Genomic DNA, 22,261 nt, shown 5'->3' on the forward strand with positions numbered 1-22,261 from the left:
ATGGCGGTCATGGGCCGAACCCACATAGCCAAGTATGGTCATTGGCCCATGCCGGATCGCAAGTCGTCCAACAGCGCGCTTACGGTAGCGGCGTCGGGCACGCCGAGCTCGGTGTAGGCGGTCAGGGCGCGCTGCCACTGCTCGATCGCCTGCCGCTGATGGCCGAGGTCGCGATGGGCCTGGGCGAGTCCGTCGAGGGCACGGGCCTGCTCATACCGGTTGCCGATCTCACCGGCGAGAACCCATGCCTCGTGATGGTGGGCGAGGGCGCGGCTTGCGTCGCCGGTGCGGCGAGCGGTCTCGCCCAACCGGTTCAGGACTTCGTCCTCCAGTGGACGGTCGGCGGTCCGGCGCGCCAGTTCGAGTGCCTGGTGGAGGTAGCCGGTCGCCTCGTCGTAGCGTCCGACCTGCCCGTAGACGCTGCCGAGCTCGCACAGCGCGGATCCTTCGAGCAGACCGTTGGCGGTCGTGCGCGCCAGTTCGAGCGCTCGGCGGAGGTGGGCGGCCGCCTCGTCGTAGCGTCCGAGCCGCGCGTAGACGCCGCCGAGCTCGTACAGCGCGGAAGCCTCCAGGAGACGGCTGGCGGCCGCGCGGGCCAGTTCGAGTGCCTGGTGGAGGTGACCGAACGCCTCCTCGTCGCGTCCGATCCGGCCGTAGACACCGCCGAGCTCACGTAGCACGAAAGGCTCGCGCCTGCGGTCACCGGTGTCGCGCGCCAGGGTAAGGGCCTGCTCGTAGTGGGCAACGGCCTGCTCGTAGCGTCCCTGCCGTCCGCAGATGGAACCGAGGCCCTCCAGGGCCCCGCACTCGAGTGCGAGGTCACCGGTGTCACGTGCCGCCGTCAGCGCCTGCCCGTAGTGCGCGAGCGCCTCGTCACCGCGCCCCAGATGCCACAACGTGGGACCCAGGTCGCCGAGGATGCGTCCGCGCAGAGTGTGGTTGCCGGTTTCGCATGTCAGCGTGAGGGCCTGCTCGTAGTGGACGAGAGCCTGGTCGTTGCGTCCCCGCTGCCGATGGAACAGCCCCAGGTAGTGCAGCGCCTGGCCTTCGAGGTCACGGTCGCCGGTGTTGCGGGCGGTGGTCAGCGCGTAGGTGTACAGGCGCAGGGCTTCGTCATGGCCGCCTCGGTGTTCGAAGTAGCACCGCAGCGTGCTGGACAGGTCGGCGACGTGCGCGGGCCAGCCGTGTTCGGCGGCATGGGTGGCGACGGCGACCAGATTGGGCCGTTCGGTCTCCAGCCAGGCCACCCCCTGATCGGAGTCGGCGAAGGTCGGTGCCGGGGTCGAGGAGGCGGGGATGTGGGGCGTCGGCGGCCGGTCGTAGCAGTCGACGGAGTTCGTGGCGAGGGCGGCGGTGTGCCGGTAGTGATCGAACACCCGGCTCAGGGCCGCGCGCCGCTCGGCCTCGCTGTCCTCGCTGTCGCAGAGGTGGACGGCGTGCAGCCGGAGAAGGTCGTGCAGGCGGTACCGGTCGGCGATGGTCTGCTCCAGCAGGTGGACGTCGACAAGCTGTTCCACCAGCCGGTCCGCCTCGTCCAGCGTGACGTTCGCCAGGGCGGCCGCCGTATGCGCGTCGAAGTCGCGCCCCGGGTGGAGGCCGAACAGCCGGAACAGGCGTTGCTGGTCGCCGGTGAGTTGCTGGTACGACAGGGCGAAGGCGGCGGCGATGTCGCGGTCGCCGACGGCGAGCTCGGTCAGCCGCCGCTTCTGCCCTAGCCGCTCGATCAGGTGGGCGAGGCTCCAGACGGGGCGGGTGCGCAGCCGCGCGGCGGCGATGCGGATCGCCAGGGGCAGGTACCCGCACAACCGCATCACCTCCTGGACGGCCAGCGGGTCGGCGAGGGGGTGGGTATCGCCCGCGATGCGGGTGAAGAGCGCGGCGGCGTCCTCCGGGGACAGGACGTCGAGGGACAGCGTGTGGGTGGCCTCCAGATCGGCGAGCCGGCGACGACTGGTGATCAGCACCAGACAGTCGGGCGTGCCGGGCAGTAGCGGCCGCACCTGAGCGGCACTGGCGGCGTTGTCGAGCACCAGCAGGGCCCGTCGCCCGGCGAGTTGGGCGCGCCACAGCGCGGCCCGTTCCTCGACCCCTTCCGGGATCTTTTCCTGGGGGACCTCCACCGCCCGCAGCAACGTGTCCAGCGCGGCGGCGGTGCTGAGCGGCTCGTGCTCGGCGGTGTGGGCGTAGAGGTCGATGAAGATCTGGGCGTCCGGGTACCGCTCGGTCAGGTGGTGGGCGGCGTGGACGGCCAGGGCGGTCTTGCCGATCCCGGCCATCCCGTCGATCGCGCTGATCAGTACGGCCCTCGTGGCGTCACCGTCCGCCGGCAGCAGCGAATAGAGACGATCGAGCTCGGTCGTGCGACCGGTGAAGTCGGGGATGTCGCGGGGCAGGAAATGGTGGGAGCCGCCGCGCGGGTTCTGCAGCGCGGCGAGATCGGCTTCACCGGTGAGGATCTGCTGGTGGAAGCGCTGGAGTTCCGCTCCCGGTTCGATCCCGAGGTGGTCGACCAGCACCCGTCGAGCCTCCTGGAACGCCAGGAGCGCGTCGGCCTGGCGGCCGGCCCGCGACAACGCCAGCATGTAGAGGCCGGTGAGCCGTTCCCGGAGCGGGTACTCCCGCACCCATTGGGCGAGCTCGGTGGAGAGCCGATGATGCCGGCCGAGGGTGAGTTCGAGGTCGGCGAACTCCTCCAGGACGGTGAGGCGCTTCTCCTCGAGCATGGCCCGTTGCGGCTCCAGAGCCGGGCTCTCCAACCCGGCGAGCGCCGAGCCGCGCCACAGCGCGAGCGCGGCGCGAAATCCGGTGACCGCGTCCTTGGTCTGATGGTCGGCCGCGTGCCGGCGGGCGCGCGTGACCTGGTCGTCGAAAATGATCGCGTCGAGGGCACCGGTGTCGACCCGGAGCCGGTAGCCGCTCTGCCCCGCCGACAGCAGCCCCGCCTCACCGGTGCCGTTCAGTATTCGCCGCAGATCGGAAACGATGTTGCGGACCTGTTTCTTGGCGGTCGCGGGCGGGTTCTCATCCCACGCCACATCGATCAGCCGAGACAGCGGTACCACTCGGTTCGCGGACAGCAAGAAGGCGGTCAGCACTTTTTGGTGGCGTGCCGGTCCGGGGTTCAGCAGTCGTCCGCCATCGCGAATCTCCAGCGGGCCCAAAATTCTGAACTCCATCGTTTCTCCCCCTCGGGCCATGATCTTGGATTGCGATGTCCACCACCTCACACTGCCCGCGATTGCGCCAGCAAGCGGTTCGATGCTTGCGGCCGTTTGCAGCCATCAGTGATCCAGCGACGTCTGGCCGGCGAATACAGATGAAGGGTGCCCGTCCGGCGACCACACAGCACTCCGAGTAGTCATGTGGGTGCGGAGGGCGGCCATCGGATCGTCCTGCTGCCGTCCTCTGCTGCTCAGGATCCGTCGAGGACCGAACAAGGACCGGACCAGGACCGCAGCCTGGACGCTGTCCAAATGACATTCCGGCATACATCGCTGAAACATGCCCCGGCACCGGTCGGTGGTTTCGGGCACGCAGACGGGAGGGGGCTGTCTTGCCAGAACAGGACGATGGCCTGAACAAGCAGCAGGTTCTTATCATCGGTGCGGGTAATGCAGGTCTTTGTGCCGGCATAGCGGCATTGCAGGCGGGGGCGATCTCCGTTGCGATCCTCGACTCCGCTCCGCGGGACCTTCGTGGCGGAAACAGCGCGCTGACGAAGAGCATGCGCTTTTCCTGGGACGACAGAGCCTTCATCGCCACGTTGCTCCGAGATCCGGGCCAGTACGGACTGGACACGATTCTGGCCGGACGGCCGGTGTACACCGACGCGCAGTATTTCGACGATTGGCTGGGAGTCTCCGGCGATCAGGTGGACACCGCGCTCATCAAGTCGATCACGCGCCGCTCCCATGGCACGACCGCCTGGATGCGGGCGTTCGGCCAGCGCTGGGTGCCGAGGCCGGACCCGCTGCCCGGTGACGTGCCCGTGGTCTTCGAGGGCGGCGGGCAGGGCCTGCAAGCCCGGAACTTCGCCGAGTTCGAGCGGCTCGGCGGGACCGTCCACTACGACAGCACCGTCACCGATATCGAGCGGCTTTCCGGTGACCGATTCCTCGTTCGAGGTACGGGCGGAACGTTTCCCGTCGTCTGTGACGCGCTGGTGCTGGCCTCCGGTGGTTTCGAGGGAGATCCACGGGCGCGCGAACGCCATCTGGGCGGCCAGTGGCGCGACGTGAAACTGCGGGGGGTGCCGTTCAACAACGGGGCGCCGCTGGAGGCCGCGGTCGCGCTCGGCGCCGACACCGCGGGCAACTGGAGAAAGTGCCACGCCACTCCGCAGGGGATCGGACTGCCCGACTACGTGCTTCCCAGACAGATGCACGAATCGCACTTGCTGACGCGCTACGCCTTTCCCCTCGGCATCGTCGTCAATCGGGAGGGGCGCCGGTTCTTCGACGAGTCGGCCGGCTACAGCAACCTCACCTACGTCTCGCTGGGCCAGAAGATCATGGAACAGCCGGGCAGGATCGCCTTTCAGATCTTCGACGGGAAGGTGCTCGAAGCCGGTGCGTTGCCGCTCGGCTATCTCGGTGACCCGGCTGCGCTGACCGTACGGTCGCTCGAAGAGGGCGCCGAACGGCTCGGCATCGACGCGGTGCGGCTGCGCGATGAGGTCGATCGGCTGAACAAGGCCGGCGGCGATCCGGTGAGCCCCGTCGCTGACGTTTCCGTGCGAACGCCCAAACGGCTGGAGTCGCCCCCGTTCCTGTTCGTCCCCGTGGTCAGCGGCCTGACGTTCACCTACGGAGGGCTGTCGGTGACCACGGACGCCCAGGTGCGCGGTGGTGGAAAGCCGATCGAGGGCCTCTACGCGGCCGGCGTGATCGTCGGAGGGCTGTACGACGAGGGATACCCGGCGGGCACGGGCCTGATGGCGGGCGCCGTCCTTGGACGGGCGGCAGGAACGGCGGCGGCCGGTCACGCGGCCCGAACCGGAGGGAACTGAGCGTGCCGACCGTCGCGTCAGGCGGCCTGGTCGCCGCCTTCGGGGGAGACCCCGCTGAGACTCGGGGCACCGGATACCGGTGCCGGCATGCCGAGGCGACCGGTGAGCCGACATGAAGATCGTGATCGTCGGGACCGGGAGGATCGGATCACGCCACGCGGTCTGCTTCCGGGAAGCGTGCCACGAGGTCGTCACGGTCGACCCCCGGGGTGGTGCGGACTTCGGCGACGTGGCGCGGGTGCCGGCCTCCTGGAGCGTCGACGCCTGGGTCATCGCCACGCCGACGGCCGCCCATCTTCGCGTCCTCGGCGAGATCCTGCGGCGTTGTCCGGATGCCCGCGTGCTGCTTGAGAAACCGGCCTGCTACCCGCTGGAGATCGCCGATCTCCAGCGAATGGTCCGGCGGTACCCGCGATCCCGGATCGTGGTCAACGACGTCTATGGCCGCAGCGAGGTCGTGCGGCTGTTCGCCGATTCCGTGCGCCGGCTCAACGGTACCGACCAGATGAAAAAGGTGACCATAGAGTTCACCAAGAACCGGGAGTTCGACGTCGCCAACGGCAGGTTCGTCGACACGCAGTACGGCGAGGCCGGGTACGAATACTTCCACATGTTGAGCATTCTCCGGGCGGTTCTGCCCACCGAGGTCTACCAGAGGTACCTGCGAACACTGCCGGACGTGGTCACTCCGGAGATGCGGGTCCGGACGGCCGCGGAAAACCTGCCCGACATTGAACTGTACGCATCCTCGGCCGGCGTCATCGGCCATGCCGACCTGGCCGGTTTCGCCTTCCCCGCGAGTGCGGCAAAGCAGCATATCGCGTGTTCGTCGATCCCCTACGGGATGGATCTGAGATACCGGTTCGCGGATGTGGAATTCGACTCTGGAAGGCATGTGACGCTCGTCTTCGAGAGCCAGTACGGTGCGGATCCCGACTACAAGAACAAGCACACCGTACATATTCGGGAAGCCGGTTCATCGCAGCACGTCATGGTCTCGGGGAACCATTTCAACGAAGCACTCTTGCTGCAACTGGAGCAGCTTCGGAAAGCGGCGGAGGGCGCGAGCGTGCTGCGGCTGCCCGAGCACCGGTTCCTGGCCGGTCTCAGCTGGGCCACCTCCACCGTTCTCTGCCACGCCATCTGAGGCCGGGCGGTAGGTCGACGCCCATGAGCAGACAGCAAGCTACCCACCCGATAAGGAGCACGGAATGACACAGGACACGCAGAACTGGTCAACACTGCTGCGGCTCGCCCCCGGCATGCTGACCGAGATCACGGACGAGGAGTCGGCCCGGACCCAGATCGCCGGCCAGATCGGTTCCGACGAGAACGCTTACGAGGTGTTCGGTCAGGCGTGCCGGTTCGAGGCCCCCTTCGCCGCGAGCTGGATTCACGGGCCCGGAGACAAGAGTCCGTACCTGTCGCTGGAACTGGCCGCGGCGGCGCTGGACGAAGAGCGTTACCGTGCCACGCTGGCCGACATCCTGCTGTCCACGTCGACGGCCATCCCCTACGACTACCGCGCCCTGGCCGCGGAGGAACTCCTCCTTGTCGGTCCCGGCGAGTTCACCGGCTCGCTTGAGGAGGCGGTGGACTCCTTCAAACCGCTGGGGTACCGCACGCTGGAGACGAAGGTCGGCGTTCCCACCGACGGAATCGACCATCTGTTCGATATTCCGGACAGTGTGGCGGGCAGAATCGACGTCCTGACAGCCGCGAGCAGGGCGAAGACGCTGGAGAGCCGGTACCTGCTCGCGCGGCGCGTGCTCGGGCGGGCACCTCGGGCCGAGGTGCCCACCTCGGACGCGGAACGCCTGATCAGCGAGGACGTCGGGACCAAGATGATCTCGCCTTCGGACTATCTGGTCCCCTGGGACCAGGAGTTTCCCGGTGAGAACGGCGTCGCGCTCACCCTCGCGGAGTTGATGCGCATCGTGCTGCTGTGCCCGGAGTTCAAGCTGCCGGACGCGAAGGTGCGGCCGATCCTCGTGGACTTCTACCGGTCGGTCCTGCGGACCGGCGGACGCTCGATCATCGGCCTGTCCGCCGGTGTGTTCCATGTGGAGCACGGCACCCTCACCACGCCGTCCTACTACTACCAGGGACGCGACGCCATCCTCGGCAAGGGGCTGGTGATCGACTGCGTCGGCGGCGCGATCCTGCAGAGCGGGTCGTTCCTCGGCGGCGGGTTCATGCCCATCCTCATCCATACGCACAAGCACCTGCGCAAGAGCGGCGAGGCCGGGGCGTCGGAGCGCAAGCGGATCCTCCCCTGCATCTTCGCCGCCGAGGCCGGCGCCCGGTTCCCGATGGACGCGATCGGCCTTTTCGAAACGGTGGACTACCTGGAGAAGGACACCCCCTACCAGGGAATCAGGGCCATTCCGATCCATGACTAGGTCGGTCCCGATCAACGACTAGGTCGGCTTCTCGCGGGCACGGCCAGGGCCCTTGCCCCTGGCCGTGCCCGCTTTGACGTCCGTCAGGGCGTGCGGTGAGTGGTCGTGTCGGCGGCGGGGCCTCGTCATCTTCATCGCCCGCCAGGACAACCCCCAAAGGACCAACTCGGTGGCCGGAGTATGCCACTTTTCATGAGCCTTTCTGACAACTCTGGACCGGCATTAGTGATCTAAGCGGTCAGAAGTAGATGATCACCACGTCCAGGGGGGCCGAGACGATCATGAGTAGGAGACTGTCTTCGGGGGCACGCGCGTGGCGCCGCCCCGGCGCGCGAATCGCGGCGGGGCTGGCCGGCGCCGGGATGGCGGCGCTCGTGTTCTACCAGTTGTCCGATCCGTCCACACCGGTGAAGGCCGATCGTGAGACGCACATCCGAGCCGCGCGGGGCACCGGGCTCGATCCGCTCTCAGACCAGGAGATCCAGAGGTCGCGGAGCGCGGCGCTGCCCGACCAGCCGCGGGACAAGGCCGTCACCGGACGTCCACAGGTCGCGTTCGTGAGCGCCAACCGGCTGGACGGGCCGGACGGCGCCCCGCGGGTCGCGGACGTACGGCTCTACGACTACCGCACCGATGAGATGGTCGTCCGGCACGTCGACCTGGCCTCCGGCCGGGTGATCCTGACGCAACGTGCCGCCGGTACCCAGCCGATCGCGACCGTCGACGAACTGCGGCGCGCGGTCGAGCTGATCCTGGCCGACCGCCGTCTCGGCCCGGCGCTGCGCGCCTCGTACAAGAACGCCGCCGGCCGCGAACCGGCCTCGGCCGCCGACATCCACACCCGGGGGCACATCTTCCGGGGCCCGCAGGCGGCCGGCGCGAGCAACGCCACCGCGGTCGCCAAGTGCGGTGCCCAGCGCTGCTTCACGGTGAACCTCAAGCTCCCGGACGGGACCTGGATGGACACCGGCCGCACCGTCATCAACATGTCCATCCAGCGCGTCGTCATTCTGGACCGGTAGGGCGGGAGTGCAAGCCATGAACACCTTTGAACGTGTACAGGGCCGCCTCCGGGCCGGGATCGCCGTCGGCGCGGCGGTGTCATGCGCCGCCGTGCTGTCCGCGGCCGCACTGGCACCGGGTGCGTCCGCGGCCGCCCGGACATCCGCCAGCGCGCCGGCAGCCGCGCCCGCCGACTGCAGCGGCCAATACAAGATCGACAAGAGGTTCCCGAACGGGGCCCGATGGCAGATCTGCTGGGAGGCCCGCGACGGCGAGGGCCTGCGCATGCTCAACGTGCGCTACACCCCCAAGGGGAGCGGTGAGGTCAAGGTGCTGCGCGACCTGGCGTTGACGCAGGTCCACGTGCCGTACGACGACGACTCCCAGCGCCACCTGGACATGCCGCTCGACCTGAACTACGCGGCCGCTCTCCTGCCGCGGGACTGTCCGGGAGGCGAGATCCGCAAGCACAACCGTCGTCCTCTCGTCTGCGTCAACACCAACGGACGCGGCTACGGGTACAAGAAGACCGACATCGACGCCGAGAAGGAGAAGCAGCGGCAGTCCAGCGAGCTGGTCCTGTTCAGCGTCTTCGAGGTCGGCTGGTACGACTACGTCCTCGAATACCGGTTCACCGACGACGGGCAGATCACCCCGCGGCTGGGCGCGACCGGCTCGCTGGCCTCCGACCGGACCTCCGCCAAGCACGGCTGGCCGATCGGACGCGGGAACACCCACTACTCCCCGAACCACTTCCACAACGCGTTCTGGCGCGCCGACTTCGATCTGCGGGGGCCGGCCGGCGACAAGGTCGAGCAGTTCGACTTCACCGGCCAGGGCGCTCTCAAGCGCACGATCGTGCGAAAGACGCTCACCCGGGAGGCGGCGGTCAAACTCGCCCCCGACCGCTTCTGGCGCGTGGTGGACCCCACCGTCAAGAACGCCGACGGCCATCCCATCTCATGGCAGATCAGCGACATCACCAGCAGCCAGTTCCGCGGCCCCGCGGCGGCCGGCGAGCAGTTCACCCTGTCCGACCTCTACGTCACCCAACGCAAAGCCTGCGAGAAACTGGCCGCTCAGAACGAGGAGCCGCGCTGCGCCAAGCAGGTGGACAAGTTCGTCAACGGGCAGACGCTGACCGACCCGATCGTCTGGGTGAGCGTCGACTTCCACCACATCCCGCGCGATGAGGATCACGATCCGCTTCCCGCGCACTGGCAGGGCTTCACGATCAGCCCGCGCGACGTGACCGCCAAGAACCCCTACTGAGCCGTCCACTCCCCACACCGCCCGGCCGGGCGATGCCGACGCATCGCCCGGCCGGGCCGTCTTTGAACGCCCGACCACCTCAGGACGGCTCCCGAACTGAACATCGCGTCACTACGTAGGGTGATGAATCTCGGAACGAATGGTCAAGCCGGCTGCGTCGTCTTTCTGAAAGCGATTGGGGGAGCGGTCCAGAAGCGATCGCCGCGGTGGGACATGCGGCCGAAGATCGATCAAATATGGCGCTGAGCAGGCACGATACTCAAAGGTATAGCAGGCTGTACCGACAAACGGATAGCGTGCGGCACTGCCACCGCCGGCAATTTCCGACAAGCTGGACGGTATGACGAGACGTGTGATCTCGGTGGCCTGCGCGCTTGTCACCCTGACTCTCCGCCACCATGACGTCCGGGTGGGCGCCTCGGCTCAGCCCAGCGGCTGCACGGGACGGGGCGGCGCATGACGTACTACTCCCCGCCGGTCTGGCTGCTGAGGGTCGGTGCGGCGTCCGGTGCGCTGCTCGTGGCCGCCGCGCTCGTGAGCGCGCCGGCCGGTGTGCGGGCCGACGTGGCGTGCCGCGACAACAAGGGCTGGTGGTGCCTGTACGGGAAGCCCGACCTTCAGGACGGCGGCGGGCTCATCGGCACCAACAACGGCGACACCGACCTCAAGATGGACGGGGACTGGTCGTTCTTCAACGACGGGACACGGTCGGCGACCAACCGGAGCGACAGCTTCGTGGGCCTGTACAACGACATCGACTTCAAGGGATTGATCTCGTGCCTGCCGCCCAACACGCGGCTGAGGCGGATCGACGATGGTGTCAGCTCCCTGCGCATCCATCCCAGCCGCGGTGCGGCGTGCCTCGGGTCGGGCGGCGCCGTGGAGCCGGAGCTGATCGACACCGGACCCGGGCCGACCGCACCGAGAAAGCGGCCCGGGACGGCGAAGCCGGCGAGCCCGGTGCAGAAGCCCAAGCCACAGGAGTCCCCCCGCGCTACCCCCGATCCCTCGCCCGAGGACGCCCTGCCGTCGCTGGACGACAAGGCGCCGCGGCTGCCCAGCGCGCCACCCGTCAGGATCGCCGCGCCCAGGGCCGCCGCGAAGGGGGACGGCCCGCCCTGGGGGCTCGTGGCGGCCGTGGCGGGGGCCGTGACGGTGCTCCTGCTGCTCGTCGGCCTGGGGGTCGTCGGCGGGGTGTTCGTCCGCAGGCGCCGCCCGGTATCGGTGCCTCGTACCGCTACCGACCCTGGGGCGGCCCCGCGGGTCCATCGTGCGCTGCTGCTCCTGGCGGTCGACTGCGAGCAGGAGAAGCGGGAGGTGCCGAAGGTCCGCGCGGTGACGATCGACGCCACCGAGGTGACCCTGCACCTGTCCGCCGCGGACCAGCGGGCTCCGCAGCCCTGGCGGGTCGCTCCCGGGGGAAGGAGCTGGCGCCTGCTCGTCACCGACATCGACGAGCTCACCGACGATGCCGATCCGGCCGCGCCCTACCCGCTGCTCGCCATGGTGCGCCCGGGCATGTGGGCGAACCTGGCGGCGCTGCCGGGGCCGATCGCGCTGGCGGGCAGCCGGAAGGCCGCGCGCAGAGCCGCGGTCGAGCTGGCGCGGGGGCTGCGGGAGAACCCGTGGCGCGAGGGCGTCCGGGTCCGGATGGTGGGCTTCCCACCCGAAGCATCGATCGAGCCGGACGAGGGGACCGAACGGGGGCGAGTCGTGTTCATCAACGACGGCATGGAGGTGCCCGCCAAGACACCGCCCGGATCGGCGGTCGTCGCGGTCGGGCGGCCGGACCGCGTTGGGACGACATGGCGGGTGCGGTCCGACGGATCGATCGTGCCGCCGTTCGATCTGCTGGTGAAGGACGCCGCCCCGGCCTCCACCGATCCCGCAGCGGCTGAGACGACGTGATGGAGACGATCGCCGTGGCGGTGCACGCGTCGGACCCCATCTCCTACGAGGGGGTGGTCGGCGGGCTGCGGCACCGTCCCGAGCTGAACCTGGTGGACGAGGCCGACGCCGTGGTCACCGTGGTCGTCGCCGAGGTCGTGGACGAGCAGGTCAAAGGGGTGCTGCGGCGGTTCTCGCGGTCGATCGGCGCCCGCTCGGTCCTGATCGTCAGCGACCTGAAGGAGGCGCACCTGCTGGAGGCCGTGGAGTGCGGCGTGGTGGCGATGCTCTGGCGGCGCGAGGCCGGGCCCGACGGCATCACCCGCGCCATCGTCGCCGCTGCCGGAGGCAACGGCAGCCTGCCTCCGGATTTGCAGGGGCGCTTGCTGAAACACATCGGCCGCATCCAGCGCGGCGCGGGTCCCCAGGGCCTCTCCGCCGCTGGGCTGGCCGAACGGGAACGCGAGGTGCTCCGTCTCATCTCGGACGGACTGGACACCTCCGAGATCGCCAGGAAGCTCGCCTACTCGGAGCGGACCGTCAAGAACGTCCTGCACGGCCTGATGACCCGCCTGCAACTGCGCAACCGGGCCCACGCGGTCGCCTACGCCATCCGAGAGGGCTACATCTGATGCTCCATGAAGTCGACGACGCGTTGCGTGCGCTGGTGAGCACCCACGCGCTGGCCGGCGGTGACGTGCGCCTGGTCTTCGACGCGCCCACCCGCGAGTGGGCGGCACAACGCAACACCCCCACCGTCAACGCCTACCTGTACGACGTCCGCGAGGACATGGCGCGGAGGGAACGCGGGCCGACCCGCATGCACGGAAAGGACGGCCAGGTCACCGCCTACCGGCAGCCGCCCCGCTTCTACCGCCTCTCCTACCTGGTCACCGCCTGGACCAAGCAGCCCGAGGACGAGCATCGGCTGCTGTCGGCGGTGCTGGGAAGCCTCGTGCGGTACGAGACGCTGCCCGAGGAGACGCTGCCCGCCGGGGGCATGCTGGCCGCGGCGGGGATCACGATCCCGATCACCGTGGCCGTCCCGCCACCGGAGCCGCGGTCGATCGCCGACATCTGGTCGGCGCTCGGCGGCGAGCTCAAGCCGTCGCTGGACGTCGTGGTCGTCGCTCCGTTGCCGGTGTCGCCGGAGTTCCCGGCAGGCCCGCAGGTCACCGAGCTGGAGGTGCGGGTGCGCGACAACGTGTACGCGGTCACGGAGGTCCGCAGGAAGCCGCTGGCATGACCGACTCGACCGGCTACCTGCTGGCCAGGATCGAACTGCTGCGCGCCCGGGTGGCGCTGCTGGTCGGGGAACGGTCGGGGGCCGACCCGTCTGCCGGCGACCAGTTCCGCGGACTGTACATCCCGCCCGTGGCAGCGCAGCGGCTGGCGGACGGGCCGGGTCCCGGCCCCGCCCGCGATCTCGGGTACGAGCGTGCCGTCGAGGAGTTGGCGGAGACCGTGGGCACCGCGACCCGCGTGCATCGGTTCGCGGAGGCGTTCGGTCTCACCGACTTCGACCTGGAGATCCTGCTCGTCGCGCTCGCGCCCGACCTGGACCGCTCGTTCGAGGCGCTGTACGGCTACCTCAACGACGACGTGAGCCGCCGCCGCGCTACGTCCGGCCTTGCCCTGGACTTGTGCGGCACCCCCGTGACCTCGGCGCAGGCGCGCGCGCGGTTCGCGGCGGGAGCCCCACTGATCGCCGGAAGGCTCCTCGTGATGGAGGACGCGGACCGTCCGTTCCTGAGCCGCGTGCTGCGGGTCCCTGACCGGGTCGCCGCGTTCCTGCTCGGTGACGACACGCTGGACGACGAACTGGCCGGCGTGGTGCGGCTGGAGGACGGCGGCGCGCCTTCGGACGCGGGCGGCCTGGCGGGTCGGCTGCGGGCGGACGATCCGCCATTGGTCTACCTGCACGAGGACCGTCCCGGCGCGGGCGCCGCGGCGGCCCGCACCGCCGCGATGTCCGCGGGTCTGCCCATGCTGGTGGCCGATCCGGCCCGGCTGGAGCCGACGCTGGTTCCGTCCCTTCTGCGTGAGGCGAGGCTGCGCGGCGCGGCCGTGCTGGTCGGCCCGCTACCGGACGGCGCTCTGGTGCGGGCGTTCGCGGCGGCGGCCGTCAAGGTTCCGGTACTCCTGACCGGGACGCTGCCGTTCGACCCGGTCTGGAGCGAGGAGCAACCGCTGGTCCTGGACGCCCCGGCACAGGCGCCCGCCGCCGGAGCCTGGCATACGGAGCTGCCGGGCGAACTCGGCTTCGACCTGGCGGAGGCCACCGCCACCTACCGGTTCACGCCCGGCCAGATCCGCCGTGCGGTACGGGCCGCACGCGACCACGCGGCTCTCGACGGCGTGCCCCTGACCGCCGCGCACCTGCATCGCGGTGCGCGGCTACAGAACGCCGGTGGACTGCACAAGCACGCCAGACGGATCGTGCCCGCGGTGGGGTGGGGCGACCTGGTCCTGCCCGATGAGCCGGCCGGGCGGCTGCGCGAGCTCGTCCAGCGGGCCCGCCACCGCGACCGGGTGCTCGGCGAGTGGCGGCTGCGCAGCGGCGGCGGCCGGGGCCGGGGCGTCGTGGCGCTGTTCGCCGGGGAGTCCGGCACCGGCAAGACCATGTCCGCCGAGGTGCTCGCCGCCGAACTCGGCCTGGATCTGTACATCGTCGAGCTGTCGGCCGTGGTCGACAAGTACGTCGGCGAGACCGAGAAGAACCTCGAACGGATCTTCACCGAGGCGGACCGGATGGACGCGGTGCTGCTCTTCGACGAGGCCGACGCGGTGTTCGGCAAACGCTCGGACGTCAAGGACGCCCACGACCGGTACGCCAACCTGGAGAGCGCCTACCTGCTCCAGCGGCTGGAATCGTTCGGCGGGATCGCGGTGCTCACCACCAACCTGCGCGCCAACATCGACGACGCCTTCACCCGGCGCCTGGATCTGGTCATCGACTTCCCCTTCCCCGACCAGGCGCAGCGCCGGGCCCTGTGGGAGCACTGCCTGGCCCCGCCGGTCCCGGTCGGCGGGGACGTCGACCTCGACCGGTGCGCGCGGGAGTACGAACTGGCGGGCGGCGCGATCCGGAGCGCGGTCGTCACGGCCGGCTACCTGGCGGCCGCGGCCGGGAACCCGGTCACCATGGACGACCTGCTGGCCGGTGCCCGCCGCGAGTACCGCAAGCTGGGCCGCCTGCTCCCGGGCGACATCCCTTCGGCCGGCGGTTGAGTCCGATTCGCGGCGGACCCGGGCTCTACTCCGGGGTCGGTTCGTAGGGGATGCGCAGGGCGGAGATGTTCTCCTGCTCGCGTGGCACGTTGGCCCGCACCTCGATCGGGGAATTGCCCGACCGGATCCAGAACCCGATGCTCAGCTTGCCGCCCGTGAGGTCGCGATAGTCGTCGCCCTCGACGAAATCCGAACCGACCAGCTCGGTGTAGCGCTGCCATTCCTGGTTCGGTTCGAGGCGGAACGTCTTGAAGACCTCGCGGCGCTGGAGCACCTCTTTGTCCCCGTCGAAGTTCCAGTCGAAGATCACGGAGATGCTCGCTTCGGGATCGCCGTTGGAGCGGACCCAGAAGTCGAAGGTCGGCTCGGTTCCCGCCTGGTAGATGTCGTGCAGGCCGCAGATGGTGAACCTCACGGGGCTGTAGGTGCACTTCCATTCGTGGCCCGTCTGCGCGAAGCCGGGGCTCTCGACGGGAATCGTCCGGCTGGTGGCCTGTTCCTCCGCCGGGGCGGGCTCGGGCCACGGCCCCGCCTTGTTCAGGTAGAGGAGGTGGTGCCCGGGGCCACCGAGCGGACGTCCTTGGCCGTCGCCCTGCCCCTCGCCCTCGCCCCCGCCCTCGTTCTCCCCGCCGTCACCGGCAGGCGGGGCGGCGGGGGCCTGCTTCGGCTCCTGGTCCGGCGCCGGAGCCTTGGCGGACGGCTGGTTGTCCGGGAGGCTGAGCGGGTTCCCCACCGGGACCATCCCGCCCTCGCGTGCCTTCGAGCCGAACTTGGGATCGAAGGTGAACCACGCGATGGTGAACGCCAGCGCGGACGTCAGCAGCAGCCCCATCAGGCCCAGCAGCCAGCGCGGCATGATCGCCTGCTGGAGGAAGACCCCCTCGACCTCGACCGGTTCCACGCCGGAGCGCAGGACGTTCACCTTGTAGGGATGCGACTCGCGGCTGCCGAACCAGGTGATGGCGCCCGGTTTGATCCGTCCCCGGACCCACGCCGCCCGGCCGGGCTCGACCTGCACGTTGGCCGGGGACAGCTCGAAACCGAGCTGCCCGCCGTTGTCCTTGCCGGTCAGCGACGCGGTCAGCCGGGTGTTGCCGAGATTGTCGACGGCGAACCTGGGCTTGCCGCGGAACCGGCCCCGCACGGTGTGCGGCAGCAACTCCGCCCGCACCTCGGTGAACGGCGTCACCGTCAGGTGCCCCTCCACGACGGTCTTGTCCCCCGGCTGCTCGGTCGGGATCACGTCCACCGCGAACGGATGCCCGCCGGCCGTCGCGTCCGGAGTGCGCGGCGGCCGAAAGGTGATCTCGGTCGAGCCGGTCGTCCCCGGGTAGAGCCGCAGCGTCCGCGGCTCCACCTCCGCCCACACCGCGGGCTCGCCGGCGACCGCGATCCGGTACTCCTCCACCAGGTCGGTCGTGTTGCGCAGCCGCAGGGTGACCGTCACGGCGCCGCCGGGATCCACGGTGGCCGACGCCGGATCGAGCGAACTCCAAATACTCACCGATCGGACTCTAGGCAGGCGCGGAAACCGCTGGAATGACCGCTCGTGCACCCTCGGGTGCACGCTCGCCTGCCCTCGCCTCGCCTGCCCGGAGCGCTCCCGGCCCGTCCGCACGACCGGTTCCTGCGATGACACCGCTCGCGGGCGCCGGACCGGTCAGTGCCCCGCCACCCGGTCGTGGCCGCACGGGCACCGCACGGTGCCCTTCGAATGGGACGAACGGACGTTTCGGAGCGGCACGGCGGAGCGGCATGGTTTTCGGAGAACTCAGACCACTCAACGGGGGAGTAGCTGCCCATGCCTACGTATCTGTCGCCCGGCGTCTACGTCGAGGAGGTGGCCAGCGGATCCCGCCCGATCGAAGGGGTGGGGACGTCCGTGGCGGCCTTCGTCGGCTTCGCGCCGACCGGCCCCCTGAACGACCCCGTGCTGATCACCAACTGGTCGCAGTACATCGCCTCGTTCGGGGACTTCACCGACGGCTACTACCTGGCCCAGGCCGTGTACGGGTTCTTCAACAACGGCGGCACGACCTGCTACGTGGTCCGCGTCGGCGGGGCGGCGGAGAACGGCGAGAGCGACGCGTCCAAGCAGCTGACCGCCCCCGCGCCCACCCGGCTCGGCGGGTTCCACGTCGCGGCCGTCCCCTCCGCGGCCACCGGGACCATCTCGGTGGAGGTCGCCGACATCGAGGGCGGCGACAAGACCGCGGAGAAGGCCGATGACCGCTTCAAGCTCGTGGTCAAGATCGACGACAGCGTGGTCGAGAGCTTCAACGTGTCGATCAGGAAGAACACCCGCACCTACATCGTCACCCAGGTGAAGGAGCGCTCGAAGCTCATCACCGTGACCGAGGCCGCGCCGGCCGGGCAACTGGTCCGGCCGGACAACCAGAGCGTGACCCTGGCCGCCCCCGCGGCACCCGCCGCGCCCACCGCCGACGGCCAGGCGATCGGCCCCGAGCACTACCTCGGCGACCCCGCCGACCGCACCGGCTTCGGCGGCCTGGAGGCCCTCGACGCGATCACCATGGTCGCGGCGCCGGACCTGATGAGCGCCTACCAGCGCGGTGCCATCGACCTGGAGGGCGTCAAGGCCGTCCAGCTCGGCATGATCGCGCACTGCGAGCTGATGGGCGACCGGGTGGCCATCATCGACCCGCCGCCCGGCCTGAACGCCCGCCAGGTCTACGAGTGGCGGCAGGAGACCGCCGGGTACGACTCGCGCTACGCCGCCCTCTACTACCCGTGGATCAAGGTCTTCGACCCGTCCTCCGGGCAGACCGGGATGATCCCCCCGAGCGGCCACCTCGCCGGCATCTGGGCCCGCAGCGACGCCGAGCGCGGCGTGCACAAGGCCCCCGCCAACGAGGTCGTCCGCGGCGCCGTGGACCTGCACCTCCAGGTCACCAAGGGAGAGCAGGACCTGCTCAACCCGATCGGGGTGAACTGCATCCGCTCGTTCCCCGGCCGCGGCGTGCGGGTGTGGGGCGCGCGCACGCTGTCCTCCGACCCGGCCTGGCGCTACCTGAACGTCCGCCGCTACTTCAACTACCTGGAGGAGTCGATCCTGATCGGCACCCAGTGGGTGGTGTTCGAGCCGAACGACCACGCGCTGTGGGCCCGGATCCGCCGCAACATCTCCGCCTTCCTGGTCACCGAGTGGCGGGACGGCGCGCTGTTCGGCGCCAGCGCGGAGGACGCCTTCTACGTCAAGTGCGACGAGGAGACCAACCCGCCCGAATCGGTCGATCTGGGCCGGGTGGTCTGCGAGATCGGCGTCGCGCCGGTCAAGCCCGCCGAGTTCGTCGTGTTCCGGCTGGCGCAGATCTCCGGCGGCGGCGAGCTCGAAGAGTAGAGCACCTTCCCCATCAGCCACCCTTAGTCACAAGGAGAGACCATGGCACGGTTCGACAAGGCCGACTCCGCGGCGGCGCACAACTTCGGACTGCAGATTGACGGCGTGATGGTCGAGTATCTGCACAAGGTGTCCGGGCTCGGCCAGAAGCAGGACGTGATCGAGTTCAAGCAGAACTCGGCGCAGGGGCACCCGACCACCGGGAAACTCCCCGGCGTCTCCCAGGCGGGCGAGTGCCAGGTCGTCCGCGCCACGACGGGCAGCAAGGTGTTCTCGGACTGGATCAAGCAGTCCTTCAAGGGCAACATGGCCCAGGCCCGCAAGAACGCCACCATCATCCAGATGGACTACGAGAGCAACCCCGTCAGGCGCTTCAACCTGCGCAATGCCTGGTGCTGCGACCAGCAGTTCGACGACCTGGAAGCGGGCAGCACCACCCCGGTCACCGAGACGGTGACCATCACCTATGAAGAGATGACGATCGAAGAAAGCTGATGCGTCGCTCTTCTGCCACCACTGGCTCGGCCCCGATGCGGACGGAGTTCGCCTTCGAGCTCCCGCGCGGGTACATGGACGAGACCGGGACGCTCCATCGTGACGGCGCGATGCGCCTCGCCACGGCCAAGGACGAACTGGTCCCCCTCCAGGACGTGCGCGTGCGGGAGAACCCGCCCTACCTCTCGGTGGTGCTGCTCGGCCGGGTGATCACCCGGCTGGGCACTCTCCCGCAGGTCCATGACGGCATCGTGGAGGGCATGTTCGCCTCCGACCTGGCGTTCCTTCAGGACTTCTACCGTCAGATCAACGCCGAGGGGCACACCCTGGCCACCGTGGCCTGCCCGTCCTGCGCGGAGTCCTTCGAGGTGGACTTCGCCGGGAGCCGCCTGGGGGAATCGTGACGTACCCGCCGGAACGCCTGCATCACGAGATCGCCTACCTCGCCTACCACTTCCACTGGTCGCGCGAGGAGATCATGGACTTGGAGCACCCGGACCGGCGCCGGTACGTCACCCAGATCGCCTCCTTTGTGAGCGGCTGACCCTTGGGCATCCGCGACTTGTTCTCCCGGCGTCCCCGCCCGGCGGCGACCCCGGACACTCCCGACGGCCCCGACGCCGGCTGGCGCACCCTGCCGGCGTCGAGCCGCCCATCCCCGATGGGCACGATCTCCAACGCCTCTTTCGGCACGACCCTGTCCACCTGGCAATCCCCCTCCTTCTCGGGAGTGATCACCCCCCGGATCCGCCTGGACGCGCCGAGCAGCGTTACGCAGGACCCACCCCGCCCGATTCAGGCCGGCTCGTCCCCGCCGATGCCGCTGGCCCCTCCGCCGTCCGATCCGGAGCCGCCACCGGCGACCGGCCTTGGCTCGCGTCCCGCGACACCCCTGACCACGGCCCGGGACGTGAGCCGGCCGACCCGCCAGGTCCGCGCGCTCAAGCCCCGGCCACCGGCACCGTCCGCTGACACGCCGGTCCAACGCAGCCAGGAAGGCCCGCCCGCGGACGACCAGGGCGGCAGTGCCGGGCCTGAACCGACCAACGAACCAGCACCGCCGTCCGGACCAGGCGCGGGCGCGTCCGCGCCTCCAACCGCCAGGCGTCCGGTGCAGCGCATGCCAGCCCGCGAAGGACGACCTGCTCGGCGCGCGGGCCGGCACACCCCTCCGCCGGCATCACCGGAAGCCCCCACGGGCCCGCCAGCCCAGCGCTCCACAGCAAAACCGCCTTCGCCGGGTCAGCCGGTAGAAACGCAGGGAGGCCCGACCGGGCAGCCCATCCCGCCCGATGGCTCGGTTGTGCCGGGGGAGCGTGGTGTCGGTCGGCCCCCGCGGCCGGTACAGCGGCCGCTGCAGACGTCCGGTGTGGAGGAGCACGCGGATGTGTCTTCTCCGCCTGTTCGGTCGGATGGGAGTGGACGTGGTGCCGAGGTCACGTCGTCCTCTCCACCGGGGGCGGGGCGTCCGGTTCAGCGTTCGGTTGAGGCTTCCGCTACAAGCAAGCCCGCAGGCGGGTCTAGCCCCGCTTCGCCGGGGAGGCCGGCGGTAGCGAGGGAGGGAGGAGAGCGTGGGGTTGGTCGGCGCGCGCCGCAGTCCGGGCGGCCGGTTCAGCTTCCGAAACAGGCTTTGACCGAAGGGAAGCCTGCGGACGGGGCCGCCCCTGGCGCGCCGGTTGAGATGTCGGGGCATGGTCGGGAGAGCGCCTCGTCTGTGCTTCCCGAGTCCGAGCTTCCGGTTCAGCGTTCGCGGTCGGGTTCGGGTGGGGCTGTTCCGACGGAGCAGCCCGTCCCGCCTGCTGGCTCGGTTGTGCCGGGGAAGCGTGCGGACGCGTCTTCTCTGCCTGTTCGGTCGGATGGGAGTGGACGCGGTAACGAGGGCACTTCGTCTTCTCTGCCGGGGGCGGGGCGTCCGGTTCCGCGTTCGGCAGTTGCTCCGAGCAGGGACAGGCCGGCGGACGAGTCCAGTCTCGTTTCGCCGGGGAGGCCGGTGGCGGCGAGGGAGGCAGCAGAGCGTGGGGTTGGTCCACGCGCGCCTCAGTCCGAACTGCCAGTTCAGCCTCCGCAGCAGGCTCTGGCCGAGGGCAAGCCCGCGGACGACACCCGACCCGCTTCGCCGGTTAGGACGGTTGTGCCGGGTGAGTTGCCAGGGCGTGGTGGGGAGAGCGTCCCGTCTGTACGTCCCGAGTCCGAGCTTCCGGTTCAGCGTGCGCGGTCGGCGTCGGGTGGGGCTGTTTCGACGGGGCAGCCTGCCACGCCCAGTGGTTCGGTTGTGCCGGGGGAGCCGCGGGAGCGTGGTGTCGGTCGGCCCCCGCAGCCTGTTCAGCGTTCGGTGCGGCCCCCAGGAGTGGAGGAGAGCGCGGACGCGTCATCTGCGCCTGTTCGGTCGGATGGGAATGGACACAGTGGTGAGGGCGCTTCGTCTCCTCTGCCTGGGGCGGGGCGTCCGGTTCAGCGTTCGGCAAGTACTCCGAGTAGGGACAAACCGGAGGACGGGTCCAGTCCGGGTCCGGCGGGGAGGCCGGCGGTAGCGGGGAAGCCGGAAAGGCGTGGTGGCGGTCGTCCGGGTGCGCCGAGCGAGGTGTCGGGGCGTGGTGTGGAGGGCGCCCCAGCCTCCCTTCCGACGTCCCGGCCCGAGCGTTCGGGCTCGAAGGTCCCGCCGCCGGCACGGCGTGCCGGGCTGGGTGCGCCGTTGCCTGCGGTCCCGACTGCCGGGCCTCCGGTTCAGCGCGGGGTCGGGCAGCGTGATGCGGCGGAGCGCGGCTCTGCCCCATCAGGCATGCGCCCACCCGCTGGAGCCTTGCCGCCGGAGACAGACGGCCCGGCCGGGACGGAGATTCAACGGGCGGCCGTACGGCCGGGGCCCGTCCAGCCGGTTCAGCGTCCGGGCGCGGAAATCCTCACGGGTGACGGGACGGCGGAACCGGGTGCACCAGTCGCGCCGCCCACCGTCGTCCGAACAGGGCGGCACGGGAGCCTGACCTCGACCGTCTCGGGGGGACCGGCGGAGCCGGTGAATACAGGGTCAGCCGAGACTCCGGGGGCCGGCCCTGCCTCGCGACCGGCGCGGCGAGCGGGGCTGGGCGCGCCGGTCCAGCGCTCGATGGCAGGGCCGGGGACGTCCGCGTCCTCCCTGCCGGCCCGAGACCTTGGGCCTGCCGCGCCCTCGCCCGTCGCGACGCCGACGGAGGAGTCTTCCGATTCGGGTGTTCCGTCACCCGAACCCCCGATCGCCGAGCAACCGGCTCGGCGTCCGGTGGGCAGGGCTCCCGTCCGGGCGGTGGCTTCACCTTCCCTGGTCCGGGCCGGGCACGGGTCCGGTGCACCGCGGCCGGGACGGGCGGAAGCCGTCCGTCCGGTCCAGCGATCGACGGCGGGCGGTGTCGCCGGTCGGCCTGTTCGCAGAGTCGTCCGACCTGACCTGGGCGGCGAGGCCCCGTCACAGAGCGCGCCCGTCGCCGAGTCCGTGCCTGAAGACGGGGCCGATGCGGCCCCGTGGACGGCTCGGCCCCTGACCAGAACCGCCGGTGCGGCCGCGCCGGCCGTACTCAGGCGGCGTGTCGAGATCGCCGGTGCGGTTCGGCCGACCGCTTCGGCGGCACC

At 70.2% G+C, this 22,261-nt stretch carries 15 protein-coding genes; 13 read left to right on the top strand and 2 right to left on the bottom strand.

Going from position 1 to position 22,261, the window contains the following annotated elements; all coding sequences use genetic code 11:
* Window positions 1-38 precede the first annotated feature (38 nt).
* Window positions 39-3,176, bottom strand: coding sequence for an AfsR/SARP family transcriptional regulator (locus tag AMA02S_RS28110; protein WP_169806905.1), 3,138 nt, complete (start codon window positions 3,174-3,176; stop codon window positions 39-41).
* 548 nt (window positions 3,177-3,724) lie between these two features.
* Between AMA02S_RS28110 and AMA02S_RS28115 the strand changes: the two genes are divergently transcribed.
* From AMA02S_RS28115 to AMA02S_RS28155, 9 genes are all read left to right on the top strand, one after another.
* Complete coding sequence (locus tag AMA02S_RS28115; RefSeq protein ID WP_369688412.1) at window positions 3,725-5,008, top strand: FAD-binding protein; 1,284 nt, start codon at window positions 3,725-3,727, stop codon at window positions 5,006-5,008.
* A gap of 112 nt (window positions 5,009-5,120) precedes the next feature.
* Window positions 5,121-6,155 carry a Gfo/Idh/MocA family oxidoreductase gene (locus AMA02S_RS28120; RefSeq protein WP_067463703.1) on the top strand — a complete coding sequence of 345 codons (1,035 nt, stop codon included), beginning with the start codon at window positions 5,121-5,123 and terminating at the stop codon, window positions 6,153-6,155.
* A gap of 64 nt (window positions 6,156-6,219) precedes the next feature.
* The gene (locus tag AMA02S_RS28125) at window positions 6,220-7,410 is read left to right on the top strand and encodes a hypothetical protein (RefSeq protein ID WP_067463706.1); all 1,191 of its coding nucleotides are present in this window, start codon (window positions 6,220-6,222) and stop codon (window positions 7,408-7,410) included.
* A 281-nt stretch (window positions 7,411-7,691) separates the two neighbouring features.
* The gene (locus AMA02S_RS28130) at window positions 7,692-8,432 is read left to right on the top strand and encodes a hypothetical protein (RefSeq protein WP_157430868.1); all 741 of its coding nucleotides are present in this window, start codon (window positions 7,692-7,694) and stop codon (window positions 8,430-8,432) included.
* Window positions 8,433-8,448: 16 nt separating this feature from the next.
* Complete coding sequence (locus AMA02S_RS28135; protein WP_067463712.1) at window positions 8,449-9,684, top strand: copper amine oxidase; 1,236 nt, start codon at window positions 8,449-8,451, stop codon at window positions 9,682-9,684.
* A 456-nt stretch (window positions 9,685-10,140) separates the two neighbouring features.
* Window positions 10,141-11,592: a peptidase inhibitor family I36 protein gene (locus AMA02S_RS28140; RefSeq protein ID WP_067463715.1), complete on the top strand. Its 1,452-nt coding sequence runs from the start codon at window positions 10,141-10,143 to the stop codon at window positions 11,590-11,592.
* Entirely contained in the window at window positions 11,592-12,203 is a 612-nt protein-coding gene (locus tag AMA02S_RS28145) for a helix-turn-helix transcriptional regulator (protein WP_067463719.1), read from the top strand. Before AMA02S_RS28140 ends, AMA02S_RS28145 begins: the two co-directional genes overlap by 1 nt.
* Entirely contained in the window at window positions 12,203-12,817 is a 615-nt protein-coding gene (locus AMA02S_RS28150) for a Pvc16 family protein (RefSeq protein ID WP_067463721.1), read from the top strand. Before AMA02S_RS28145 ends, AMA02S_RS28150 begins: the two co-directional genes overlap by 1 nt.
* Window positions 12,814-14,802 carry an ATP-binding protein gene (locus AMA02S_RS28155; RefSeq protein WP_067463737.1) on the top strand — a complete coding sequence of 663 codons (1,989 nt, stop codon included), beginning with the start codon at window positions 12,814-12,816 and terminating at the stop codon, window positions 14,800-14,802. The genes AMA02S_RS28150 and AMA02S_RS28155 overlap by 4 nt, the downstream gene beginning before the upstream one ends.
* 25 nt (window positions 14,803-14,827) lie before the next feature.
* Here AMA02S_RS28155 and AMA02S_RS28160 read toward each other — a convergent pair whose 3' ends face one another.
* Window positions 14,828-16,306, bottom strand: coding sequence for a COG1470 family protein (locus tag AMA02S_RS28160; RefSeq protein WP_157430869.1), 1,479 nt, complete (start codon window positions 16,304-16,306; stop codon window positions 14,828-14,830).
* 297 nt (window positions 16,307-16,603) lie between these two features.
* On the opposite strand from AMA02S_RS28160, the gene AMA02S_RS28165 reads away from it, so the two are divergent.
* Genes AMA02S_RS28165 through AMA02S_RS43030 form a run of 4 tightly spaced genes read left to right on the top strand, consistent with a single transcriptional unit; the run spans window position 16,604 to window position 19,202 of the window.
* On the top strand, window positions 16,604-18,163 hold the full coding sequence (locus AMA02S_RS28165) for a phage tail sheath family protein (protein WP_067463743.1): 1,560 nt from the start codon (window positions 16,604-16,606) through the stop codon (window positions 18,161-18,163).
* 42 nt (window positions 18,164-18,205) lie between these two features.
* Window positions 18,206-18,658, top strand: a complete 453-nt coding sequence (locus tag AMA02S_RS28170; RefSeq protein ID WP_067463746.1) for a phage tail protein — start codon at window positions 18,206-18,208, stop codon at window positions 18,656-18,658.
* Window positions 18,658-19,062 (top strand): hypothetical protein, encoded by a 405-nt coding sequence (locus AMA02S_RS28175; protein WP_067463749.1) that lies wholly within the window; start codon window positions 18,658-18,660, stop codon window positions 19,060-19,062. The genes AMA02S_RS28170 and AMA02S_RS28175 overlap by 1 nt, the downstream gene beginning before the upstream one ends.
* Window positions 19,059-19,202: a DUF6760 family protein gene (locus AMA02S_RS43030; protein WP_169806906.1), complete on the top strand. Its 144-nt coding sequence runs from the start codon at window positions 19,059-19,061 to the stop codon at window positions 19,200-19,202. The genes AMA02S_RS28175 and AMA02S_RS43030 overlap by 4 nt, the downstream gene beginning before the upstream one ends.
* Window positions 19,203-22,261 lie beyond the last annotated feature (3,059 nt).

This window comes from Actinomadura macra NBRC 14102, assembly GCF_001552215.1.
In the GTDB taxonomy this organism is placed as follows: domain Bacteria; phylum Actinomycetota; class Actinomycetes; order Streptosporangiales; family Streptosporangiaceae; genus Spirillospora; species Spirillospora macra.

Coding starts and splice junctions, on each gene's coding strand:
- AMA02S_RS28110 (WP_169806905.1), bottom strand. CDS start 3,176: ATGGAGTTCAGAATTTTGGGCCCGCTGGAGATTCGCGATGGCGGACGA.
- AMA02S_RS28115 (WP_369688412.1), top strand. CDS start 3,725: ATGCGCTTTTCCTGGGACGACAGAGCCTTCATCGCCACGTTGCTCCGA.
- AMA02S_RS28120 (WP_067463703.1), top strand. CDS start 5,121: ATGAAGATCGTGATCGTCGGGACCGGGAGGATCGGATCACGCCACGCG.
- AMA02S_RS28125 (WP_067463706.1), top strand. CDS start 6,220: ATGACACAGGACACGCAGAACTGGTCAACACTGCTGCGGCTCGCCCCC.
- AMA02S_RS28130 (WP_157430868.1), top strand. CDS start 7,692: ATGAGTAGGAGACTGTCTTCGGGGGCACGCGCGTGGCGCCGCCCCGGC.
- AMA02S_RS28135 (WP_067463712.1), top strand. CDS start 8,449: ATGAACACCTTTGAACGTGTACAGGGCCGCCTCCGGGCCGGGATCGCC.
- AMA02S_RS28140 (WP_067463715.1), top strand. CDS start 10,141: ATGACGTACTACTCCCCGCCGGTCTGGCTGCTGAGGGTCGGTGCGGCG.
- AMA02S_RS28145 (WP_067463719.1), top strand. CDS start 11,592: ATGGAGACGATCGCCGTGGCGGTGCACGCGTCGGACCCCATCTCCTAC.
- AMA02S_RS28150 (WP_067463721.1), top strand. CDS start 12,203: ATGCTCCATGAAGTCGACGACGCGTTGCGTGCGCTGGTGAGCACCCAC.
- AMA02S_RS28155 (WP_067463737.1), top strand. CDS start 12,814: ATGACCGACTCGACCGGCTACCTGCTGGCCAGGATCGAACTGCTGCGC.
- AMA02S_RS28165 (WP_067463743.1), top strand. CDS start 16,604: ATGCCTACGTATCTGTCGCCCGGCGTCTACGTCGAGGAGGTGGCCAGC.
- AMA02S_RS28170 (WP_067463746.1), top strand. CDS start 18,206: ATGGCACGGTTCGACAAGGCCGACTCCGCGGCGGCGCACAACTTCGGA.
- AMA02S_RS28175 (WP_067463749.1), top strand. CDS start 18,658: ATGCGTCGCTCTTCTGCCACCACTGGCTCGGCCCCGATGCGGACGGAG.